The 17,980-nt window shown below is 67.6% G+C and carries 19 protein-coding genes; 14 read left to right on the top strand and 5 right to left on the bottom strand.

Features of this window, described 5'->3' with window-relative positions; genetic code table 11:
* Window positions 1-19: 19 nt before the first annotated feature.
* The 3 genes from OXR08_RS08600 to OXR08_RS08590 form a co-directional block, all read right to left on the bottom strand.
* Window positions 20-1,810 carry a long-chain fatty acid--CoA ligase gene (locus tag OXR08_RS08600; protein WP_267349323.1) on the bottom strand — a complete coding sequence of 597 codons (1,791 nt, stop codon included), beginning with the start codon at window positions 1,808-1,810 and terminating at the stop codon, window positions 20-22.
* A 61-nt stretch (window positions 1,811-1,871) separates the two neighbouring features.
* Window positions 1,872-3,527, bottom strand: a complete 1,656-nt coding sequence (gene ggt / locus OXR08_RS08595) for a gamma-glutamyltransferase (protein WP_267349322.1) — start codon at window positions 3,525-3,527, stop codon at window positions 1,872-1,874.
* Window positions 3,528-3,675: 148 nt separating this feature from the next.
* On the bottom strand, window positions 3,676-4,704 hold the full coding sequence (locus OXR08_RS08590) for a quinone-dependent dihydroorotate dehydrogenase (protein WP_267349311.1): 1,029 nt from the start codon (window positions 4,702-4,704) through the stop codon (window positions 3,676-3,678).
* Between the two features lie 149 nt (window positions 4,705-4,853).
* On the opposite strand from OXR08_RS08590, the gene OXR08_RS08585 reads away from it, so the two are divergent.
* From OXR08_RS08585 to OXR08_RS08555, 7 genes are all read left to right on the top strand, one after another.
* Entirely contained in the window at window positions 4,854-5,318 is a 465-nt protein-coding gene (locus OXR08_RS08585) for an SUF system Fe-S cluster assembly regulator (RefSeq protein ID WP_112381205.1), read from the top strand.
* A complete protein-coding gene (gene sufB / locus OXR08_RS08580) occupies window positions 5,318-6,781 on the top strand; it encodes a Fe-S cluster assembly protein SufB (RefSeq protein ID WP_112381204.1) in 1,464 nt (487 codons plus the stop codon). The genes OXR08_RS08585 and sufB overlap by 1 nt, the downstream gene beginning before the upstream one ends.
* Before the next feature lie 80 nt (window positions 6,782-6,861).
* Entirely contained in the window at window positions 6,862-7,605 is a 744-nt protein-coding gene (gene sufC / locus OXR08_RS08575; protein WP_267349310.1) for a Fe-S cluster assembly ATPase SufC, read from the top strand.
* Window positions 7,602-8,681, top strand: a complete 1,080-nt coding sequence (locus OXR08_RS08570) for a SufD family Fe-S cluster assembly protein (protein ID WP_267349309.1) — start codon at window positions 7,602-7,604, stop codon at window positions 8,679-8,681. The genes sufC and OXR08_RS08570 overlap by 4 nt, the downstream gene beginning before the upstream one ends.
* Before the next feature lie 2 nt (window positions 8,682-8,683).
* Window positions 8,684-9,907 (top strand): cysteine desulfurase, encoded by a 1,224-nt coding sequence (locus OXR08_RS08565; RefSeq protein ID WP_267349308.1) that lies wholly within the window; start codon window positions 8,684-8,686, stop codon window positions 9,905-9,907.
* Window positions 9,904-10,365 carry an SUF system Fe-S cluster assembly protein gene (locus OXR08_RS08560; protein WP_267349307.1) on the top strand — a complete coding sequence of 154 codons (462 nt, stop codon included), beginning with the start codon at window positions 9,904-9,906 and terminating at the stop codon, window positions 10,363-10,365. Before OXR08_RS08565 ends, OXR08_RS08560 begins: the two co-directional genes overlap by 4 nt.
* A 42-nt stretch (window positions 10,366-10,407) precedes the next feature.
* Window positions 10,408-10,773, top strand: a complete 366-nt coding sequence (locus OXR08_RS08555; RefSeq protein ID WP_112381199.1) for an iron-sulfur cluster assembly accessory protein — start codon at window positions 10,408-10,410, stop codon at window positions 10,771-10,773.
* Here OXR08_RS08555 and OXR08_RS08550 read toward each other — a convergent pair.
* Complete coding sequence (locus tag OXR08_RS08550) at window positions 10,763-12,076, bottom strand: hypothetical protein (protein WP_267349306.1); 1,314 nt, start codon at window positions 12,074-12,076, stop codon at window positions 10,763-10,765. The genes OXR08_RS08555 and OXR08_RS08550 overlap by 11 nt on opposite strands.
* 111 nt (window positions 12,077-12,187) lie before the next feature.
* Entirely contained in the window at window positions 12,188-14,875 is a 2,688-nt protein-coding gene (gene acnA, locus OXR08_RS08545; protein WP_112381196.1) for an aconitate hydratase AcnA, read from the bottom strand.
* 213 nt (window positions 14,876-15,088) lie between these two features.
* Between acnA and OXR08_RS08540 the strand changes: the two genes are divergently transcribed.
* From OXR08_RS08540 to OXR08_RS08510, 7 genes are all read left to right on the top strand, one after another.
* Window positions 15,089-15,304 carry a hypothetical protein gene (locus OXR08_RS08540; RefSeq protein WP_112381195.1) on the top strand — a complete coding sequence of 72 codons (216 nt, stop codon included), beginning with the start codon at window positions 15,089-15,091 and terminating at the stop codon, window positions 15,302-15,304.
* A complete protein-coding gene (locus tag OXR08_RS08535; protein WP_112381194.1) occupies window positions 15,301-15,495 on the top strand; it encodes a hypothetical protein in 195 nt (64 codons plus the stop codon). The genes OXR08_RS08540 and OXR08_RS08535 overlap by 4 nt, the downstream gene beginning before the upstream one ends.
* Before the next feature lie 132 nt (window positions 15,496-15,627).
* Window positions 15,628-16,173 (top strand): helix-turn-helix transcriptional regulator, encoded by a 546-nt coding sequence (locus OXR08_RS08530; protein ID WP_267349305.1) that lies wholly within the window; start codon window positions 15,628-15,630, stop codon window positions 16,171-16,173.
* 44 nt (window positions 16,174-16,217) lie between these two features.
* Window positions 16,218-16,595 (top strand): hypothetical protein, encoded by a 378-nt coding sequence (locus OXR08_RS08525; RefSeq protein WP_267349304.1) that lies wholly within the window; start codon window positions 16,218-16,220, stop codon window positions 16,593-16,595.
* Between the two features lie 47 nt (window positions 16,596-16,642).
* Window positions 16,643-17,098 carry a hypothetical protein gene (locus tag OXR08_RS08520; RefSeq protein ID WP_149680953.1) on the top strand — a complete coding sequence of 152 codons (456 nt, stop codon included), beginning with the start codon at window positions 16,643-16,645 and terminating at the stop codon, window positions 17,096-17,098.
* Entirely contained in the window at window positions 17,095-17,538 is a 444-nt protein-coding gene (locus OXR08_RS08515) for a hypothetical protein (protein WP_267349303.1), read from the top strand. The genes OXR08_RS08520 and OXR08_RS08515 overlap by 4 nt, the downstream gene beginning before the upstream one ends.
* A gap of 63 nt (window positions 17,539-17,601) precedes the next feature.
* On the top strand, window positions 17,602-17,976 hold the full coding sequence (locus OXR08_RS08510) for a phasin family protein (protein WP_112381189.1): 375 nt from the start codon (window positions 17,602-17,604) through the stop codon (window positions 17,974-17,976).
* The last annotated feature ends 4 nt before the right edge of the window (window positions 17,977-17,980 follow it).

The following is a 17,980-nucleotide window of genomic DNA, read 5'->3' as shown; positions in this document are numbered from 1 at the left end:
GGGGAGAGGGGGTTAGTGGTCACCCCTTGTAGAGCGCGTCCAGTTTCTCGCCGTAGATCTGGCGGATGATGTGGCGGCGGATCTTGAGCGAGGGGGTCATCTGCTGGTTTTCGATCGCGAAGGGTTCGTCGGCCAGGATGAAGCGGCGGATGCGCTCGGTGACGGACAGGTCGCGGTTGACCCGGTCGACCGCGGCGGTGAGCGCGGCGCGGTAATCGAGATCGTCCCATAGCGCGTCCGCCCGGCAGGCGGTGCCGCGCTTCGCACACCATTCCTGCGTCCATTCGGGATCGGGGACGATGAGCGCGACCATATAGGGGCGGCGGTCGCCCGCGATCATCGCCTGAAGGATCTCGGGCTGGAGGGTCAGCATCCCCTCCACCTTCTGGGGCGCGACATTCTCGCCCTTGTCGTTGATGATGATGTCCTTCTTGCGGTCGGTGATCTTGATGCGACCGGCCGCGTCGAACTCGCCAATATCGCCGGTGTGCAGCCAGCCATCCTGCAGCACGCGGTCGGTTTCCGCCTCGTTATGCCAATAGCCGTGCATGACGAGTTCACCGCGCACCAGTATCTCGCCATCCTCGGCGATCCGCACCTCGGTATCGGCGAGCGGCGGGCCGACCGTGTCCATGCGCAGGCCCGCGGACGGGCGGTTGCAGGCGATGACGGGGGCCGCCTCGGTCTGGCCATAGCCTTGCAGCACGGTGAGCCCGATCGAGTGGAAGAAGATGCCGATTTCCGGGTTGAGCGGCGCACCGCCCGATACCATCGCCTTCAACCGGCCGCCGAAACGTTTGGAGATCTTGGGCTTGAACAGCGTGCCCACCGCCAGTTGGCGGGGGCGGTCGACGAGGCGCAGGCGGCCGTCATAGGATTTCGCGCCGAGATCGAGCGCGTGGCCGAGCAGGCGCGCGGCAAGGCCGCCCTTCTTCTCGATGCCCTTGGTAATGCGGGTGCGCAGCACCTCGAACAGGCGGGGCACGACGACCATGATCGTCGGGCGCACCTCCTCGATATTGGCGGCGAGCTTGTCGAGGCCTTCGGCATAATAGATGTGGCCGCCCAGGCCGATGGGCAGGAACTGGCCGCCGGTATGCTCATAGGCGTGGCTGGGGGGCAGGAAGGACAGGAACACCTCCTCGTCGTCCCAGGAGAAATCCTCGGCGATGATGTGCACGCAGCCATTGACGTTGTGAAGGATCGCGCCGTGATGCTGCATCACCCCGCGCGGCGCGCCGCCGGTGCCCGAGGTGTAGATGATGCACGCCAGGTCGCCGCGCACGAAATCGGCGCGTGCGGCCACCGTGGCGGGGTCCGCGGCATGCTTGTCGATCAGCGCGTCATATTGGAAGCACTCGATCTGGCTTTGCCCCAGGCGCAGCGGCTCGATCCCGATCACCTTTTCGAGATGGGTGGAGCGCAGGACGGCGGGCATCAGCGTGTTGGCGAGCTTCTGCGTCGAGACGATGACCGCGCGGGCGCCCGAATTCTCGATGATGTGCGCGTGGTCGCGCTCGGTATTGGTGGTGTAGGTCGGCACCGTCACACAGCCGGCGGCCATGATCGCGAGGTCGGCGATGCACCATTCCGGCCGGTTCTCGCTGACCAGCATCACCCGGTCGCCACGTTGCAGCCCGATATCGGTCAGCGCGTTGGCAAGGCTGGCGACGGCGCGCGCGGCGTCCGCCCAGCTGATCGAGACCCAGGCGCCGTTCTGCTTGCGCGACAGGAAGGGCGCGTCGCCCTTCTCCGCGGCGCGGGTGAAGAACATGGTGACGAGGTTGGGAAAATGTTCCAGCGTTCGCATCGGCCTCTCCTGATCGCCCGCATCATCGTCGGTGCGACGCACGGGGTTCTGTTTTCGTTGCTTATTCCGCCGGGCGGTCGAAGATCGAGCCCTGACGGCGGATGCGGGTGACGTTGCCGGCGACATCGATCGCCACGCCCTCGCTGCGCGGATCGGCGGCGCCGACCCAGCGGCCGTTCACCCGCTCGATCGCATTGGCCTTCAGGCCGAGCGGTGCGACGCGCACCTGTTCGCCCAAGGCCTGAAGCTGGGGGACGAGGGGTTCGAGGGTGGTGCCCTTCTCGACCGTCGCGACCTGGCCCGGCGCATAGACGAGGCCGAGGCCGATCGCATCCTGCGCGCTGAGTTTCCAGTCGACGACGCCGATGATCGCCTTGGCGACCTGCGCGATGATGGTCGAGCCGCCGGCGGCCCCGACCGCAAGGCGGACCTTGCCCTGCGGGTCGTAGACGATGGTCGGCGACATCGAGCTGCGCGGGCGCTTGCCGCCCTCCACCCGGTTGGCGACGAGGCGGCCGTCCCTGACGGGCACGATGTCGAAATCGGTCAGCTCGTTATTGAGCGAGGTGCCGTCGACGGACAGGCCGGAGCCGAAATAGCCCTCGATCGTGGTGGTCACCTGTACCGCGTTGCCGGCGGCATCGACGGCGGCGAGGTCGGAGGTGCCGGGTACCTCGCTGACGGGCGCGCGGACGCGGGGCGGGGCGCCCGGCGGCGTGCCCGGCGAGACGCTCGCCATGGTGCGGTCCGGCGCGATGAGGGCGGAGCGGGTGGCCAGATAGGTCGGGTCGGTCAGCCCCCTGACCGGCACCTGCACATAATCGGGATCGGCGAGGTACATGTCGCGGTCGGCATAGGCGAGGCGTGAGGATTCGGCGAACAGGTGCCAGGCGGTGGCGGAGGCGGGGCCGAGCCTGCCCATGTCGAAGCGTTCGAGCTGCTTCAGGATCATCAGCACGGTGACGCCGCCGGCCGATGGCGGCCCCATGCCGCAGATACGGTAGGCGCGGTAGGTGCCGCAGACGGGCGGGCGCGACTTGGCGTCATAGGTGGCGAGGTCGCCGGTGGTCATCCTCGACGGATTGCGCGCGGCGGTGTTGACGGTGGTGACGATCTTTTGCGCCTGCGGGCCGACATAGAAGCTGTCGGGCCCTTGCGCGGCGATGCGTTCGAAGAGCGCGGCCTGATCGGGGACGCGGACGGTGGCGCCAACGGGAAGCGGCTGGCCGTCGGGCCCCGAGAAGCGCGCACGGGTGGCGGCATCGACATGGGCACCGAAGCGGATCAGGCCGCCGTGCAGCCGCTCGCTGACCGTGAAGCCGTCGCGGGCGAGGCGGATGGCGGGGCCGAACAGCGTCTTCCAGGGCAGCCTGCCCGACTGGCGATAGGCGAGCGCCATGCCGCGCAGCGCGCCGGGCACGCCGACGCTGCGGCCGCCAGGCACGGCATCGCCGTGCGACAGGGGCGTGCCGTCGGGTGCGAAGAACCAGCGCGGGTCGGCGGCGGCGGGCGCGGCCTCGCGCGCGTCGATGGTGGAGAGCCGGGCCGTGCGGGCGGCGTGGGACACCCAGAAGCTGCCGCCGCCGATGCCGGAATTCTGCGGCTCCACCACGTTCAGCACCAGCATGGTGGCGATCGCGGCGTCGGTGGCGGTGCCGCCCATGCGCAGCATGTCGACCCCGGCCTGCGCGGCGCGGGGGTCGGCGGCGCTGACCATCCCCTGGGTAACGGGGCTTTTTGTAACGGGTCTGGTGGTGGTGCGGGCGGATGCGGTGGCGGGCAGGGCGAGCGCGGCGGCGGCGAGCAGCAGGGTCTTCATCGCGCGCGAACCTACCGGCGCGGGTTGCCTGCGCCAAGTCGTAACGTCAGGCGCCCACCGCCTCCGCCACGCTGGCGAAGCCGTCGCGCGCCAGCAGGGCATCGAGCCCTTCCAGCATGCGGCCGGGCAGGCCGGGGCCTTCATAGACCAGCGCGGAGTAGAGTTGGACAAGGCTGGCCCCGGCGCGGATGCGGGCATAGGCTTCCTCGGCCGAGCCGATCCCGCCGGCCGCGATCAGCGCGATCTGCGCGCCCGTGGCGCTGCGGAAGGCGGCAAGCTTCTCGCGGGCAAGCGGGGCCAGCGGCGCGCCGGACAGGCCGCCGGTCTCGGTGGCATTGGGGGAGGCGAGGCCGGGGCGGGTGATCGTGGTGTTGCCGATGATGATCGCATCCAGCCGGTGGTCGATCGCGGCGCGAGCGATGTCGTCGATCTGCGCCGTATCGAGGTCGGGGGCAACCTTCAGGAACAGGGGCGTGGTGCCCGCCGCGGCGCGGGAGGCGGCGAGCAGTTCGGCAAGGGCGGCGCCGTGCTGCAGGTCGCGCAGGCCGGGCGTGTTGGGACTGGAAATGTTGATGGTGACGTAATCGGCGACGGGGGCGGCGGCGCGCACGCCGTGCGTATAGTCGGCGATCCGGTCGGCGGCGTCCTTGTTGGCGCCGACATTGATGCCGAGCGTGGCGGTACGCTTCGCGGTGCGCGCGCGGGCAAGGCCGGCGTCGAGGCCACCATTGTTGAAGCCGTAGCGGTTCACCACGCCCTTGTCCTCGACCAGCCGGAACAGGCGGGGTCTGGGGTTGCCCGGCTGGGGCTTGGGCGTAAGCGTGCCGATCTCGACGCTGCCGAAGCCGAGGCCGGAAAAGCCGGTGATCGCCTGTCCGTCCTTGTCGACGCCGGCGGCGAGGCCGACCGGATTGGGAAAGTCGAGGCCCGCCACGCGGGTGGCGAGGCGGGGGAAGCGGCGGGGATCGACCGCCAGCGGGGCGCCCACCGCCCCCCAGCGCGACAGCATCGCGATCGTCAGGCCGTGCGCGCGCTCGGCATCCATGGCGAACAGGAGGGGGTGGTAGAAGGCCATGGCGGCGGCGTTAGCGCGTCGGGGGCACATGCGCAAAGCCGCTTACTCTGATCGCAACGCTTGGTGCCGCAGCGGCCCGATTTGCGGTTGACGAATCCCGTCCCCATAGCCATCTGCCCAATCGGAACGAAACGGTCCGATTGGAATAGATGCGCCTCTCCAGCCTTGCCGACTATGCGGTCGTGATGATGTCGAGTGCCGCGCGCCTGGATGGCGGCGCGGTGCGGCTGACCGCGACCGTATTGGCAGGCGAAACGGGGGTGCCGCTGCCCACCGCGCAGAAGCTGGTCAGCCGGCTGTCGGCGGCGGGCCTGATCGAGAGCGCGCGTGGCACCGGCGGCGGCTTTCGGCTGGCGCGCGAGGCGGAGGCGATCAGTCTTGCCGATATCGTCGAGGCGGTCGAAGGGCCGATCGCGATGACGGCGTGCGTCGAGGCGGGCGCGCATGACTGCGCGATCGAGAAGGATTGCCGCATGAAGCCGCACTGGAACGCGGTGAACCATGCGGTCAGGGGCGCGCTGGCGGGTATCACGCTGGCGACGCTGGCAAGCGGGCCGGAGGCGGTTCGGCAGGATTCAGCAAGCGCGCATGATGGCGCGGGGGTGATGGCATAATGGCGACGAAGAATGCCGAGGCCCATGCGGCCGTATCGAAGAAGTACGAGTGGGGCTTTGCCACCGATATCGAGCAGGACTTCGCGCCCAAGGGGCTGAGCGAGGACACGGTTCGCTATATTTCCGCCAAGAAGGGCGAGCCCGAATGGATGCTCGACTGGCGGTTGAAGGCGTTCCGCCTGTGGCAGACGATGGAGGCGCCCGACTGGGCCAAGCTGAACGTGCCGCCGATCGATTATCAGGACGCCTATTACTACGCCGAGCCCAAGGCGAAGGCGACGATCGCCTCGCTCGACGAGCTCGATCCCGAGATTCGGCGGACCTATGAAAAGCTGGGCATTCCGATCGAGGAGCAGAAGGTGCTCGCCGGCGTCGAGGGGGCGCGCAAGGTGGCGGTGGACGCAGTGTTCGATTCGGTGTCGGTGGCGACGACGTTCCGGGCCGAGCTGGAAGCGGCAGGCGTCATCTTCCGTTCGATCTCCGAGGCGGTGCGCGAATATCCCGAGCTGGTCCGCAAATGGCTGGGCAAGGTGGTGCCGCAGCGCGACAACTATTTCGCGACGCTGAACTCGGCGGTCTTCTCCGACGGAACGTTCGTGTACGTGCCCGAGGGCGTGCGCTGCCCGATGGAATTGTCGACCTATTTCCGCATCAATGCGGAGAATACCGGGCAGTTCGAGCGTACGCTGATCGTCGCCGACAAGGGCGCCTATGTGTCCTACCTCGAGGGTTGCACCGCGCCGATGCGCGACGAGAACCAGCTGCACGCAGCCGTGGTCGAACTGGTCGCGCTGGACGATGCCGAGATCAAATATTCGACCGTCCAGAACTGGTATCCGGGCGACGAGAACGGCGTCGGCGGCATCTACAACTTCGTCACCAAGCGCGCGCTGTGCCAGGGGCGGAACAGCAAGGTAAGCTGGACGCAGGTCGAGACGGGATCGGCGATCACGTGGAAATACCCGTCCTGCGTGCTGGCGGGCGACGGATCGGTGGGCGAGTTCTACTCGGTCGCGGTCACCAACAATCGCCAGCAGGCCGATACCGGCACCAAGATGATCCATCTGGGCAAGAACACCCGCTCGACCATCGTGTCCAAGGGTATCTCGGCCGGGCGTTCGGACAATACCTATCGCGGGCTGGTGCGCGTGACGCCGACCGCGGAGAATGTCCGCAACTTCACCCAGTGCGACAGCCTGTTGCTGGGCGATCAGTGCGGGGCGCACACCGTGCCCTATATCGAGGTGAAGAACCCCAGCGCGCAGATCGAGCATGAGGCGACGACGTCGAAGATCAGCGAGGACCAGCTGTTCTACGCCATGTCGCGCGGGCTGGACCAGGAGGCCGCGGTCGCGCTGATCGTCAACGGCTTTGCGCGCGAGGTGTTGCAGCAACTGCCGATGGAATTCGCGGTCGAGGCCCAGAAGCTGCTGGGGATTTCGCTGGAAGGCTCGGTCGGCTGATCCGCTGACGCGTATTCGCTCCCCGTGCTGTCGGGGAGGTTCAGAGATGAAGATGCCCCGCGGGGCCGTTGAGGAACACGATGCTCAAGATTGAAAACCTCCATGCCGAGATCGACGGCAAGCCGATCCTCAAGGGCCTGTCGCTGGAAGTGGGGGCTGGTGAGATCCATGCGATCATGGGGCCGAACGGGGCGGGCAAGTCGACGCTCGGCTATGTGCTGGGCGGGCGTCCGGGCTATGAGGTGACGGCGGGATCGGTGACGTTCGACGGGCAGGACCTGTTGGCGCTGGAGCCGCATGAGCGTGCCGCCGCGGGGATGTTCCTGGGCTTCCAGTATCCGGTCGAGATTCCGGGCGTGTCGAACGTGCAGTTCCTGCGCGAAAGCCTGAACGCGCAGCGCGGCAGCCGGGGCGAAAAGCCGCTGTCGGGTGCCGAGTTCCTGAAGCTGGCACGCACGCAGGCCGACGGGCTGGGGCTGGACCAGGAGATGCTGAAGCGGCCGGTCAATGTCGGCTTTTCCGGCGGTGAGAAGAAGCGCAACGAGATGGTACAGATGGGCATCATCGACCCCAAGTTCGCGATCCTGGACGAAACGGACAGCGGGCTGGACATCGATGCGCTGCGCATCGTCGGCGATGGCATCAACCGCATCATGCGCAAGGCCGACAAGGCGGTGCTGCTGATCACGCATTACCAGCGGCTGCTGGATTATGTGAACCCGGACAAGGTGCATGTGCTGGCCGATGGCCGCATCGTCCGGTCGGGCGGCGCGGAGCTGGCGCTGGAACTGGAGCGCGAGGGTTACGCCGGGGTCGCCGCATGAGCGAAACGCTGGAACTTCCCTCGACGCGTGACGAAGCGTGGCGCTGGGCCGATCTCGCCGCGTTGAAAGCGGCGGCGGAGAGCGCGCGCGGACCTGCCGAGGACGGTGCGCGACACTTTTTGGACCTGCCCGGCGCACGGCTGCTGTTCGTGGACGGCGTGCTGGACGAGGGCGCGAGCGACCTGCATCGGGTGATGCTGGGCACCGTCGAGGCGGGGGACCACCCGCTCGGGCGTCATGCGCTGGGGCAGGGCTGGTCGCTCAGGCTGGACGAGGATGCCGTCGCCTGGCCGGTGCAGATCGTCCATGTCGCGACGGGTGCCGCCAACCATCTGCCCGCCGAAATCGTGCTGGGCCCGGATGCAGCGGCACAGGTGGTGGAAACCTATGTCGGGCGGGGCTGGACCAACCGGCTGACGCGGGTGCGGCTGGGCGCCGCGGCGCGGCTGATGCATGCGGTGCGGCTGGTGCAGGACGCCGGGTTCGTGTCGCTGCGCACCGAGGCGGAATTGGGCGAGGGTGCGAGCATCGTTGCGACGCATTTGGGCGCGGGCGATGCCGGGTCGCGGATCGATGCCGGCATCGTGCTGGCGGGCGATGGCGGCTTTGCCGAGTTCGGCGGCGCGCTGCTGACCCGTGGCAACCAGCGGCAGGAATGCGCCGTGCGGGTGCGCCATGCCGCCCCCAACGGCCAGTCGCACCAATTGTGGCGTGCGGTGGCGGCCGATACCAGCGCGGCAAGCCTGGCGGCGGCGGTCGAGGTGGCGCGCCATGCCCAGAAGACGGACGGCGAGCAATCGCTGCGCGGGCTGCTGCTCCAGCGAACGGCGACGGTGAACCTGAAGCCCGAACTGGAGATCTTTGCCGACGACGTGAAGTGCGCGCACGGCGCAACCGTGGGCGAGCTGGATACGCGGGCGTTGTTCTACATGCAGAGCCGTGGCATTCCCAAGGCCCGCGCGCAGGCGCTGCTGACGCGCGCCTTCGTCGCGGATGCGCTGGAGCGGATCGGTAACGAGGCAGTGCGCGCGGCGTTCGAGGCGGATGCCGACGCCTGGCTGGAAGGGGCCCTGTGAGTATGGTGGACGCCGCCACCATCGCCCGCGAGCAGCCGCTCGACACGCTGGCCGATTTCCCGGCCATTCCGTCCGGCTGGGCGTATCTGGATACCGCGGCGACCTCGCAAAAGCCGCAGGTCGTGGTGGATGCGATCACCCGTGCCTATGACACCACCTATGCGACGGTGCACCGGGGCGTGTACCAGCGTTCGGCGGACATGACGGTGGCGTATGAGGCGGCGCGGCGGCGCGTGGCGGCGTTCATCAACGCCGGTTCGGATGCCGAGATCGTCTTTACCCGCGGCGCGACCGAGGGGATCAACCTGGTCGCGCAATGCTGGGCGGGCGTGCAGTTGAAGGCGGGCGACCGCATCATGCTGTCGATGCTGGAGCATCATTCCAACATCGTGCCGTGGCAGATGGTCGCCGAGCGCGTCGGTGCGGCGATCGACGTGGTGCCGCTGACCGAGGATCACCGCATCGACCTGGACGCGATGGCGGCGATGCTGACCCCCCGGCACAAGCTGGTTGCGCTGGCGCATGTCTCTAACGTGCTGGGATCGGTGCTGGACGCGCGGCGTGCCACCGAACTGGCGCACGGCGTGGGCGCCAAGATCCTGATCGACGGGTGCCAGGCGGTGCCGCGGATCGCGGTCGACGTGAGCGAGATCGGGTGCGACTTCTACGTCTTTTCCGCGCACAAGCTGTACGGCCCGACCGGGATCGGGGTTTTGTGGGGCAAGCCCGAGCTGCTAGACGCGATGCCGCCCTATCAGGGTGGCGGGTCGATGATCGACCGGGTAAGCTTTGCGCAGACCACCTATGCGCCCGCGCCTGGCCGGTTCGAGGCGGGGACGCCGCACATCGTCGGTGCGCTGGGGCTGCATGCTGCGATCGACTATGTCGAGGGGCTGGGGCTTGCGCGTATCCATGCGCACGAGACCGCACTGGTGCGCGCAACGCGCGAGGCGCTTTCGGGCATCTACAGCGTGCGCGTGCTGGGGCCGGCGGATTCGGCGGGCATCGTCAGCTTCACCATCGAGGGGGTTCATCCCCACGATATCGGCACCATATTGGACGAGGGCCGGGTGGCGATCCGCGCAGGGCATCATTGCGCGCAGCCGCTGATGGAGGCGCTGGGCGTGCCTGCCACCGCGCGGGCGAGTTTCGGCGTGTATAACGGGCCGCAGGATGTCGACGCGCTGGTCGCCGGCATTGCGCGCGTCACGAGGATATTCGGATGAGCTACGAAGTCGAACAGGTGGACAGCGTGCCGCAGCCGGCCAAGGCGCGGGTGGGCGACGCACGGGAAGCGGATGCGGGCGGCGAGCGTCGGCGGGATTATCTCGACGGGTTCCTGACGCAGAAGCCGGTGGGCGATGCGCCGCACGAACCGGGCGGCGCGCTGTATGAAGCGGTGATCGACGCGTTGAAGGATATTTTCGACCCCGAGATTCCGGTCAACATCTATGACCTGGGTCTGATCTACGGCGTCGAGATCAGCGCGGACGGCCATGCCGTGGTGATGATGACGCTGACCACGCCGCATTGTCCGGTCGCCGAATCGATGCCCGGCGAGGTGGAATTGCGCGTGTCGGCCGTGCCGGGGATCGCGACCGCGGACGTGAACCTGATCTGGGATCCGCCATGGGACCCGCAGAAGATGTCCGACGATGCCAAGCTGGAACTCGGCATGCTGTGATGGGCGCTCCTCCCGCGCGACGGGAGGAGAGGAGATGATACGATGACGACGGCCACTACCACCACCTTGCGTCCGCGGCCCGCGGCGTTGAACCTGACCCCGTCCGCGCTGGCGCGGATCGCGGACCTGATGGGGCGGGCGCCTGAGGGATCGGTCGGCGTGAAGCTGTCGACACCGCGGCGCGGCTGCTCGGGCCTTGCCTATTCGGTGGATTATGTGAGCGAAGCCAAGCCGTTCGATGAGCGCATCGATACGCCCGGCGGCACGCTGTTCGTGGATGGCGGATCGATCCTGTACCTGATCGGGTCGACGATGGACTGGGTGGAGGACGATTTCACCGCCGGTTTCGTCTTCCAGAACCCCAACGCCAAGGGCGCGTGCGGGTGCGGGGAAAGCTTCACGGTCTGACCGTGGTGCGCGGCAGTCGTGGGTGTCTGATGGTCCCGGCCCGCCACTGCGCGACCAGCCATGCCGCGGGCCAAGCCAGCACGGGATAGATCAGGAAACTGTAGCGCGGCATCGGCTGGAACATGGCGAATTGCAGCGCCAGGGCGGCCACATAGAGGGCAACCGGTGCGAATGTGCGCTGCCCGCGCCAAAGTCCGACGATCAATCCCGCCAGCCCCAGCATCGACACGGTACAGGCGATCAGCGAACGGGCGGCGCGCATGCCCTGCCATCCCGTGAAGTAGAACTGCCACGGCTGCGGGGCGAAAAACTCGACGAGATGGCGGACATAGAGACGCGTCATCGCCCACGGGTGCCGCACCATCCACGTCAGCGTCACGCGTTGCAGAGCGAGCGCATAGGCCCGTTCGCCATAGGAGCGTACCGCCGCCTGTGCCCGGCGGCTGGCGGCGGGATGGACCGCAAACAGGCGCGCGTTGAAGCGGTCTTCCGGCGCCGTGGCGTCCAACGCCTGGGGGTAATTCGCCATGGCAAGCTCGACACCCAGATTGCTGCGCGACGGCAGCGGGACGCCGATGGCCGCTTCGTTGCGCACCGCCCAGGCCAGCGACATCGCCGAAAACGCCGCGAGGCCGATAGCGAGGACGATCATCGTCGAGCGGATCGCCAGATGCCGCCACGCGGTCCACCCCCAGGCGACGGCCACGGCAATCCCGACCGGTGGCGCGACAAAGGTCAGCAGCGCGCCGGTGAACGCGACTGCCAGCAGGCGGACCATGGCGGGCGGGGCGCCCCGCTGCGCAATCATCATCCACCGGAGATGGCATGCGGCCAGCAACAGCGCCGTGCCGCCCTCCCAGTAGCGGAAATCGATCACCTCCTGCGGCACGAAGACAGGTAGCAGCAACAGGATCGCCGCCCCGCCACGAAGCGCGATCCGCTCCAGGCCGGCATGAGCAAAGGCGGACAGCAGCACGAGATAGGCGAGGAATACCTGCCCCACCGACCAGAGCGTGAGCACGGTGGCGGAGGCGAGGGTGGCGGTGCCCAGCCACCCCATCACCCATCCCGCGATGGCCGGATTCAGGGGCATCAGATGCGCGGTCGGGCCCTGGCCCGGAAAATAGGCATCGGCAAGCGTGCCGGTCTGCGCGAACGCTATCGCCACATCGCATGCCTCCGCCGCCGACAGCGCGACGAACGGCGCGCCGTGAACGATGGTCAGCCACAACAGGCGGAGCAACAGGCCACAGGCGATCAGCGCCAATATCGCTCGGTCAAAATGTGGGTGTGCGGCCCTCATGCGGTGCCTTCTGCCACCGGGCCGCTAAGATCGGGTAAGCGCCCACGCAAAAGGCCCGCCCTCCGTGTGTCGGAGGACGGGCCTTTTGCGGTTCGGCTGACGCCGCCGCGATTATGCGGCGAGCTTGCGCAGCACGTATTGGAGGATGCCGCCGTTCAGGAAATATTCCAGCTCGTTGACGGTATCGATCCGGCAGCGGGTCTGGAACGTCTCGGACGTGCCATCCGCGCGGACCAGCATCACTTCGACCTCCTGACGGGGACGCAGGCCGGCGACGTTCTGGATGGTGAACGTCTCGGTGCCGTCCAGCTTCAGCGTCTGGCGGGTCACGCCCTCAGCGAACTGGAGCGGCAGCACGCCCATGCCGACGAGGTTCGAGCGGTGGATGCGCTCGAAGCTTTCGGCGATGACCGCGCGCACGCCCAGCAGGTTGGTGCCCTTGGCCGCCCAGTCGCGCGACGAGCCGGTGCCATATTCCTTGCCCGCGACGACGACGAGCGGCGTGCCGTCCGCCTTGTGACGCATCGCGGCGTCGTAGATCGGCATGACCTCGCCGTCATACTGGGTCATGCCGCCTTCGACGCCCGGTACCATCTCGTTCTTGATGCGGATGTTGGCGAAGGTGCCGCGGACCATGACATGGTCGTTGCCGCGGCGCGCGCCGTAGCTGTTGAAGTCCTTCTTCGAAACCTGGCGCTCCATCAGCCACTTGCCCGCCGGGCTGTCCGCCTTGATCGAGCCGGCCGGGCTGATGTGGTCGGTGGTGATCGAATCGCCCAGGATGGCCAGCGGCTTGGCCTCGATGATGTCGGTGGTCGGCTTCGGCGTCATCTCCATGCCCTCGAAATAGGGCGGGTTGGCGACATAGGTCGACGCGGCGGGCCAGCTATAGGTGTCCGAGCCCGTGACGTCGATCGCCGACCACCGGGCATCGCCGGCATAGACATTGCCGTAGCGCGAACGGAACATCTCGTCGTCGATGTTCGCATCCATCAGGGTGCGGACTTCCTCGTTCGAGGGCCAGATGTCCTTGAGATAGACGTCCTGGCCGTCCTTGCCCTGGCCGATGGGCGTGTCGCGCATGTCCTGCGTGACGGTACCCTTCAGCGCATAGGCCACGACGAGCGGCGGCGAGGCGAGGAAGTTGGCGCGCACGTCGGGGGACACGCGGCCCTCGAAGTTGCGGTTGCCCGACAGGACCGATGCGGCGACCAGATCATGGTCGTTGATCGCGGTCGAGATCGGACCCGGCAGCGGACCGGAATTGCCGATGCAGGTGGTGCAGCCATAGCCGACGAGGTTGAAGCCGATCGCATCGAGGTCGGCGGTCAGACCGGCCTTGTTGAGATAGTCGGTGACGACCTGCGAACCGGGGGCCAGCGAGGTCTTCACCCAGGGCTTCGGCTTCAGGCCGAGCGCGTTCGCCTTGCGGGCGACGAGGCCGGCGGCGACCAGCACCGACGGGTTCGAGGTGTTGGTGCAGCTGGTGATCGCGGCGATCACCACGTCGCCGTCGCCGATGTCATGGCCGCGCTCAGCCACGTCGACGCGCTCGGGGCGCTCCTTGTGATAGATCTTGAACAGGTCGCCGTTGAAGACCTCGTCCACCTTGGTCAGCGCGACCTTGTCCTGCGGGCGCTTCGGACCGGCGAGCGACGGCACGACCGTCGACATGTCCAGTTCCAGCGTGTCGGTGAACACGGGGTCCGCCGCATCGTCATGACGCCAGAAGCCGTTGGCCTTCGCATAGGCCTCGACCAGCGCGATGTTCTCGTCCGAACGCGCGGTCAGGCGCATATAGTCGAGCGTCTTGTCGTCGACGGGGAAGAAGCCGCAGGTCGCGCCATATTCGGGCGCCATGTTGGCGATCGTCGCGCGGTCGGCGAGCGTCATCGACGACAGGCCCGGACCGTAGAACTCGACGAAGCGGCCGACCACGCCCTTGGCGCGCAGCATCTGGGTGATGGTCAGCACCAGGTCGGTGGCGGTGATGCCTTCCTGCAGCGCGCCGGTCAGCTTGAAGCCGACGACCTCGGGGATCAGCATCGACACCGGCTGGCCGAGCATCGCTGCCTCCGCCTCGATACCGCCGACGCCCCAACCGAGCACGCCCAGGCCGTTGATCATCGTGGTGTGGCTGTCGGTGCCGACCAGCGTGTCCGGATAGGCGATCGCGGCGGTGCCGGTCGCGTTCTCGCCGGACTCGGTCGAGGACCAGATCGCCTGACCGATATATTCCAGGTTCACCTGGTGGCAGATGCCCGTGCCCGGCGGCACCACCGAGAAATTGTCGAGCGCCTTGGAGCCCCACTTCAGGAACTCGTAACGCTCCATGTTGCGCTGATATTCCAGGTCGACATTCTCTTCGAACGCCTGCGGCGTGCCGAACTCGTCCACCATCACCGAGTGGTCGATGACGAGGTGGACGGGCACCTGCGGATTGATCTTGGCCGGGTCGCCGCCCAGCTTGGTGATCGCATCGCGCATCGCGGCGAGATCGACGACGCAGGGAACCCCGGTGAAGTCCTGCATCAGCACGCGGGCCGGGCGATACTGGATCTCGCGGTCCGACCGCTGCGTCTTCTGCCAGTCGACGATCGCCTGAATATCCTCACGCGTGACGGTCTTGCCATCCTCGAAACGCAGGAGGTTTTCCAGCAGCACCTTCATCGAGAAGGGCAGGCGGCTGATGTCGCCGAGCTGTTCGGCAGCCTTGGCAAGGCTGTAATAGTCATAGGTCTTGCCCGCGACGTCGAGCGTCGTGCGGGTCTTCAGGCTGTCCTGGCCGATGGCAGTCATGCGCGTCCCTTCAAGGTAAGCCGGCGGCTCGGGGGACGCGGCGGGAGAAGGCCGCGCAAGCGCGCCGGGCTATGAAACCGGTTGCCAGAGGCCCTTAGCAAGGGGTGGGGCCGGGGGGAAGGGCCGCAGGCGGGTAAGTGGAAGGAACCCGAAAAGGTGGGGAACAGGCCGCCCCCATCGGTGGTTGGACCGCGCACTACGGGAGCATCGACGATGAGCAAGCCTTCGGCCATGCCCATGCTGATTCTCTCCGGTCTGGCCGGTGCGCTGGCAAGCGTCACCGCAGGGGTGCTGATCGGCGAGTATACGGTATCGGGCACCAATCCTCTCAGCGTGTCGGCATGGCACGCGCCGGCACCACCGGGCGCGGGGCGCGTGTCGGGCGGCGATGCCGATCCGTTCGGTTCGGCAAGCCAGGTCGCATCGTGACGGCCTCCCGCAACCCGCAAGCAGGGCCGGACCGGATCGTCGCCATCGGGCTGTTGACGCAGCGTGACCTCGACGTGCTGGGCTCGGGCTTTCGCCGGTCCTTCTCGGTCGAGGACGATCACGCCTTTGCCGACCTGCTGGAGGCGCTGGACGAGATCGAGGAGGTCTCCGTCACCCTGCCCCCCGGTTGAGGTCCGGCACCCGCCAATTCGCTCCGTTTCGGTGCAACCATGTTCGCCGGCGGGTGTGCGGGTTGGAAAAAACCCGTCCTTGCGGCTAGGGCGGGGCGAAGGCGGCCGGGGCGGTGCGCCGGGATGGGGACCATGACACCCGAACGTTTCAACCTTCTGACCCGCCGGCATCGCGAATGCCTGCGGGGCGTCCGTGAACTGAAGGGCTCCAAGGAGATCGCGGCCGAGCTTGGCCTCGGCAAGTCGACCGTGGACGGATATCTGACGGAGGCGGTGCGCCTGCTCGGCGCGCGCAATCGCCGCGACGCTGCGCTGATGCTCGCCGAGCATGAAGCATCCGTCGACCAAGCCATTGAAAATGAACAGAATACGTACCCCGATAAAGTCATGCCTGATTCTGCGCGGCTGGTCGCGCCGCCGGAAGTCATGCCAATCCCATCGGCACCGGATGGGAGTACGGTCGGCGGGGTGGTGTCGGCAGGCCATGCTTCGGCACTGCCCCGTTTGAATCTCCCGATCCGGCGGCGTGGACAGCATCGCAACGATATGGGGCTGGTCGAACGACTGCTCTGGATACCCACCATCGCGGTCGGGCTGGCCATCGGCTTCGGCATGCTGGCGACCGGCCTCGACGTGATGACGCGGGTGATCGACGCGGTGGCGAGCCATGCCCGGTAGCAACGGGTGGCGTACGGCGAGGCCGACGCAGGGGAGATGGCGCGATGAATAACGAGCATGCGGCGGCGGTCGATGTCACGCACCTTTTGTGGAAGCTGGAAGAGCAGCTGGACGCGGCCTTTGCGACCAGCGGCGAACTGGCGGCCGCCCTGCCACGCGCCCGGACGGCGGCGCGACTGCCCGCGATCGCCGGTCAGCAGGCGTTCGAACTGGTCAGTCAGGCGATGATGGCGATCGGTGCCGCACGCGGCCACACCGTGCAGGGCCACCGTGTCCTGGAAAAGGTCGGCCGGACGATCGGGTACGATGCCGATTACGGCGACACCCGCCCCAAGCCCGATTTCATGCCCGGCGCATCGGCCAAGGTGTCCGCATCGGCGAAGACGGGGGCCGATACCGGCCACCTGCGCGTCGCGGCCTGACGCATGCGCGGCATGCCCCGATCGACCCGTGGCCGGCGGGGCATGCCGTGATCCATATCTATGTCTTTCATGCCTTTCAGGCGCTGGTCTGCGTCTATGCGCTGGTCGCCGGCGGCAAACCGGAACGCGCGGTGGCGGTGATGTTGCTGGTCGCGTCCTTTGCCACGCTGGCGCTGCCGTTCGACGCGCGCAGTTTCCATGCACTGGAGGTGGTGGGCCTGATCATCGATCTCGGGTTGATGGGGGGGCTGGTCGCGGTGGCGCTTGTCGCCAACCGCTTCTGGCCGCTTTGGCTGTCCGCCATTCACCTGCTCGCCATCGGTATCCACGGGGTAAAGGCGCTGGATGCCGACCTGATGCCGTGGATGTATGCCGGGGCGGGGGGCAAGCTGGCCTATCCGATGCTCATCATCTTGGCGGCCGGCGTCATGCGCCACCGCAACCGCATCGTTCAGCAAGGCAGCGATCCCGACTGGTCTTGGCCCGTGGAGGCGCGACGATGACCCTGTGCCTGTATCGCTGGTCCGCCAAGGACCGCGACGAATTCGAACGGTTTACGGCGACGCTGACCGACCTCCAGACCCGGGTGCGGGCGGTATCCGGGCATGATACCGGCGTGCCGGTCCCGCGTGGACCCCGACGCCCGAGCCTGATGGAGCGTGCGCAGACGCTGCTCGACCATCGGCGGCACCGGGCCGCGATCGCCGGGGAACTGGCCGAGCTGTTCGCCGACCCGGCCTGGGACCTGTTGCTCGGGCTCTACGTTTCGGGCGGCCGGGAAACGGCGGCGGCGCTGGCAGAGACGGCCGGGATCAGCGGATCGCTGGCGGAGCGCTGGATGGCCGTGCTGGAAACGCGCGGCCTGACGCAGCCGGTCGGGGACGAAATGGCCCTGACCGATCGTGGTAAAAGCTTCCTCACGCGCTACCTCGATTCCCTTTAAACGCCGCGCAACCCGTAGCGTCGCTGCGGGTTGATGCAGGATAATACGGGAGAGGAGCAGATTATGGCCGACACGAACGAAGCGGGAAACACCGGCGGCGCCGGCGCGATCGGTGGCGACATGGCATCGGGCATGCGCAACTTTTCGGACCAGATGAAGGGCGCGGGCGATGCGATGAAGGCATCGGGCCAGAAGATGGCCGAGGGCGGCTCCACCATCGGTCTGAAGATGCTCGACCAGGCCGAGTCGAATACGCGCGAAGCGTTCGCCGCCATGCGCGCCGCCGCTGGCGCCAAGGACATCGGGGACGTGATGCGTATCCAGAGCGAGTTCATGCGCGACCAGGGCAATCGCTCAATGGCGCAGGCGCGCGAGATCGGTGAGCTCATCATGCAGTTCGGCCGCGATGCGGTAGGCTCGGCCCGCGGTCAGGGCTGAGCTT

Source organism: Sphingomonas sp. GM_Shp_2, from assembly GCF_026540875.1.
In the GTDB taxonomy this organism is placed as follows: domain Bacteria; phylum Pseudomonadota; class Alphaproteobacteria; order Sphingomonadales; family Sphingomonadaceae; genus Sphingomonas; species Sphingomonas carotinifaciens.
Note: the sequence above shows the minus strand (reverse complement) of the source record. Positions and strands in the feature narration are given on the sequence as shown.

What these genes read in the sequence shown, in the direction of transcription:
- OXR08_RS08530 (WP_267349305.1), top strand. Translation starts at nt 15,628, where the DNA reads ATGACACCCGAACGTTTCAACCTTCTGACCCGCCGGCATCGCGAATGC.
- OXR08_RS08565 (WP_267349308.1), top strand. Translation starts at nt 8,684, where the DNA reads ATGGTGGACGCCGCCACCATCGCCCGCGAGCAGCCGCTCGACACGCTG.
- sufC (WP_267349310.1), top strand. Translation starts at nt 6,862, where the DNA reads ATGCTCAAGATTGAAAACCTCCATGCCGAGATCGACGGCAAGCCGATC.
- OXR08_RS08555 (WP_112381199.1), top strand. Translation starts at nt 10,408, where the DNA reads ATGACGACGGCCACTACCACCACCTTGCGTCCGCGGCCCGCGGCGTTG.
- OXR08_RS08525 (WP_267349304.1), top strand. Translation starts at nt 16,218, where the DNA reads ATGAATAACGAGCATGCGGCGGCGGTCGATGTCACGCACCTTTTGTGG.
- ggt (WP_267349322.1), bottom strand. Translation starts at nt 3,527, where the DNA reads ATGGTCAGCGCCGCCGACCCCCGCGCCGCGCAGGCCGGGGTCGACATG.
- OXR08_RS08560 (WP_267349307.1), top strand. Translation starts at nt 9,904, where the DNA reads ATGAGCTACGAAGTCGAACAGGTGGACAGCGTGCCGCAGCCGGCCAAG.
- OXR08_RS08540 (WP_112381195.1), top strand. Translation starts at nt 15,089, where the DNA reads ATGAGCAAGCCTTCGGCCATGCCCATGCTGATTCTCTCCGGTCTGGCC.
- OXR08_RS08585 (WP_112381205.1), top strand. Translation starts at nt 4,854, where the DNA reads ATGCGCCTCTCCAGCCTTGCCGACTATGCGGTCGTGATGATGTCGAGT.
- OXR08_RS08590 (WP_267349311.1), bottom strand. Translation starts at nt 4,704, where the DNA reads ATGGCCTTCTACCACCCCCTCCTGTTCGCCATGGATGCCGAGCGCGCG.
- acnA (WP_112381196.1), bottom strand. Translation starts at nt 14,875, where the DNA reads ATGACTGCCATCGGCCAGGACAGCCTGAAGACCCGCACGACGCTCGAC.
- OXR08_RS08510 (WP_112381189.1), top strand. Translation starts at nt 17,602, where the DNA reads ATGGCCGACACGAACGAAGCGGGAAACACCGGCGGCGCCGGCGCGATC.
- OXR08_RS08570 (WP_267349309.1), top strand. Translation starts at nt 7,602, where the DNA reads ATGAGCGAAACGCTGGAACTTCCCTCGACGCGTGACGAAGCGTGGCGC.
- OXR08_RS08515 (WP_267349303.1), top strand. Translation starts at nt 17,095, where the DNA reads ATGACCCTGTGCCTGTATCGCTGGTCCGCCAAGGACCGCGACGAATTC.
- OXR08_RS08600 (WP_267349323.1), bottom strand. Translation starts at nt 1,810, where the DNA reads ATGCGAACGCTGGAACATTTTCCCAACCTCGTCACCATGTTCTTCACC.
- sufB (WP_112381204.1), top strand. Translation starts at nt 5,318, where the DNA reads ATGGCGACGAAGAATGCCGAGGCCCATGCGGCCGTATCGAAGAAGTAC.
- OXR08_RS08550 (WP_267349306.1), bottom strand. Translation starts at nt 12,076, where the DNA reads ATGAGGGCCGCACACCCACATTTTGACCGAGCGATATTGGCGCTGATC.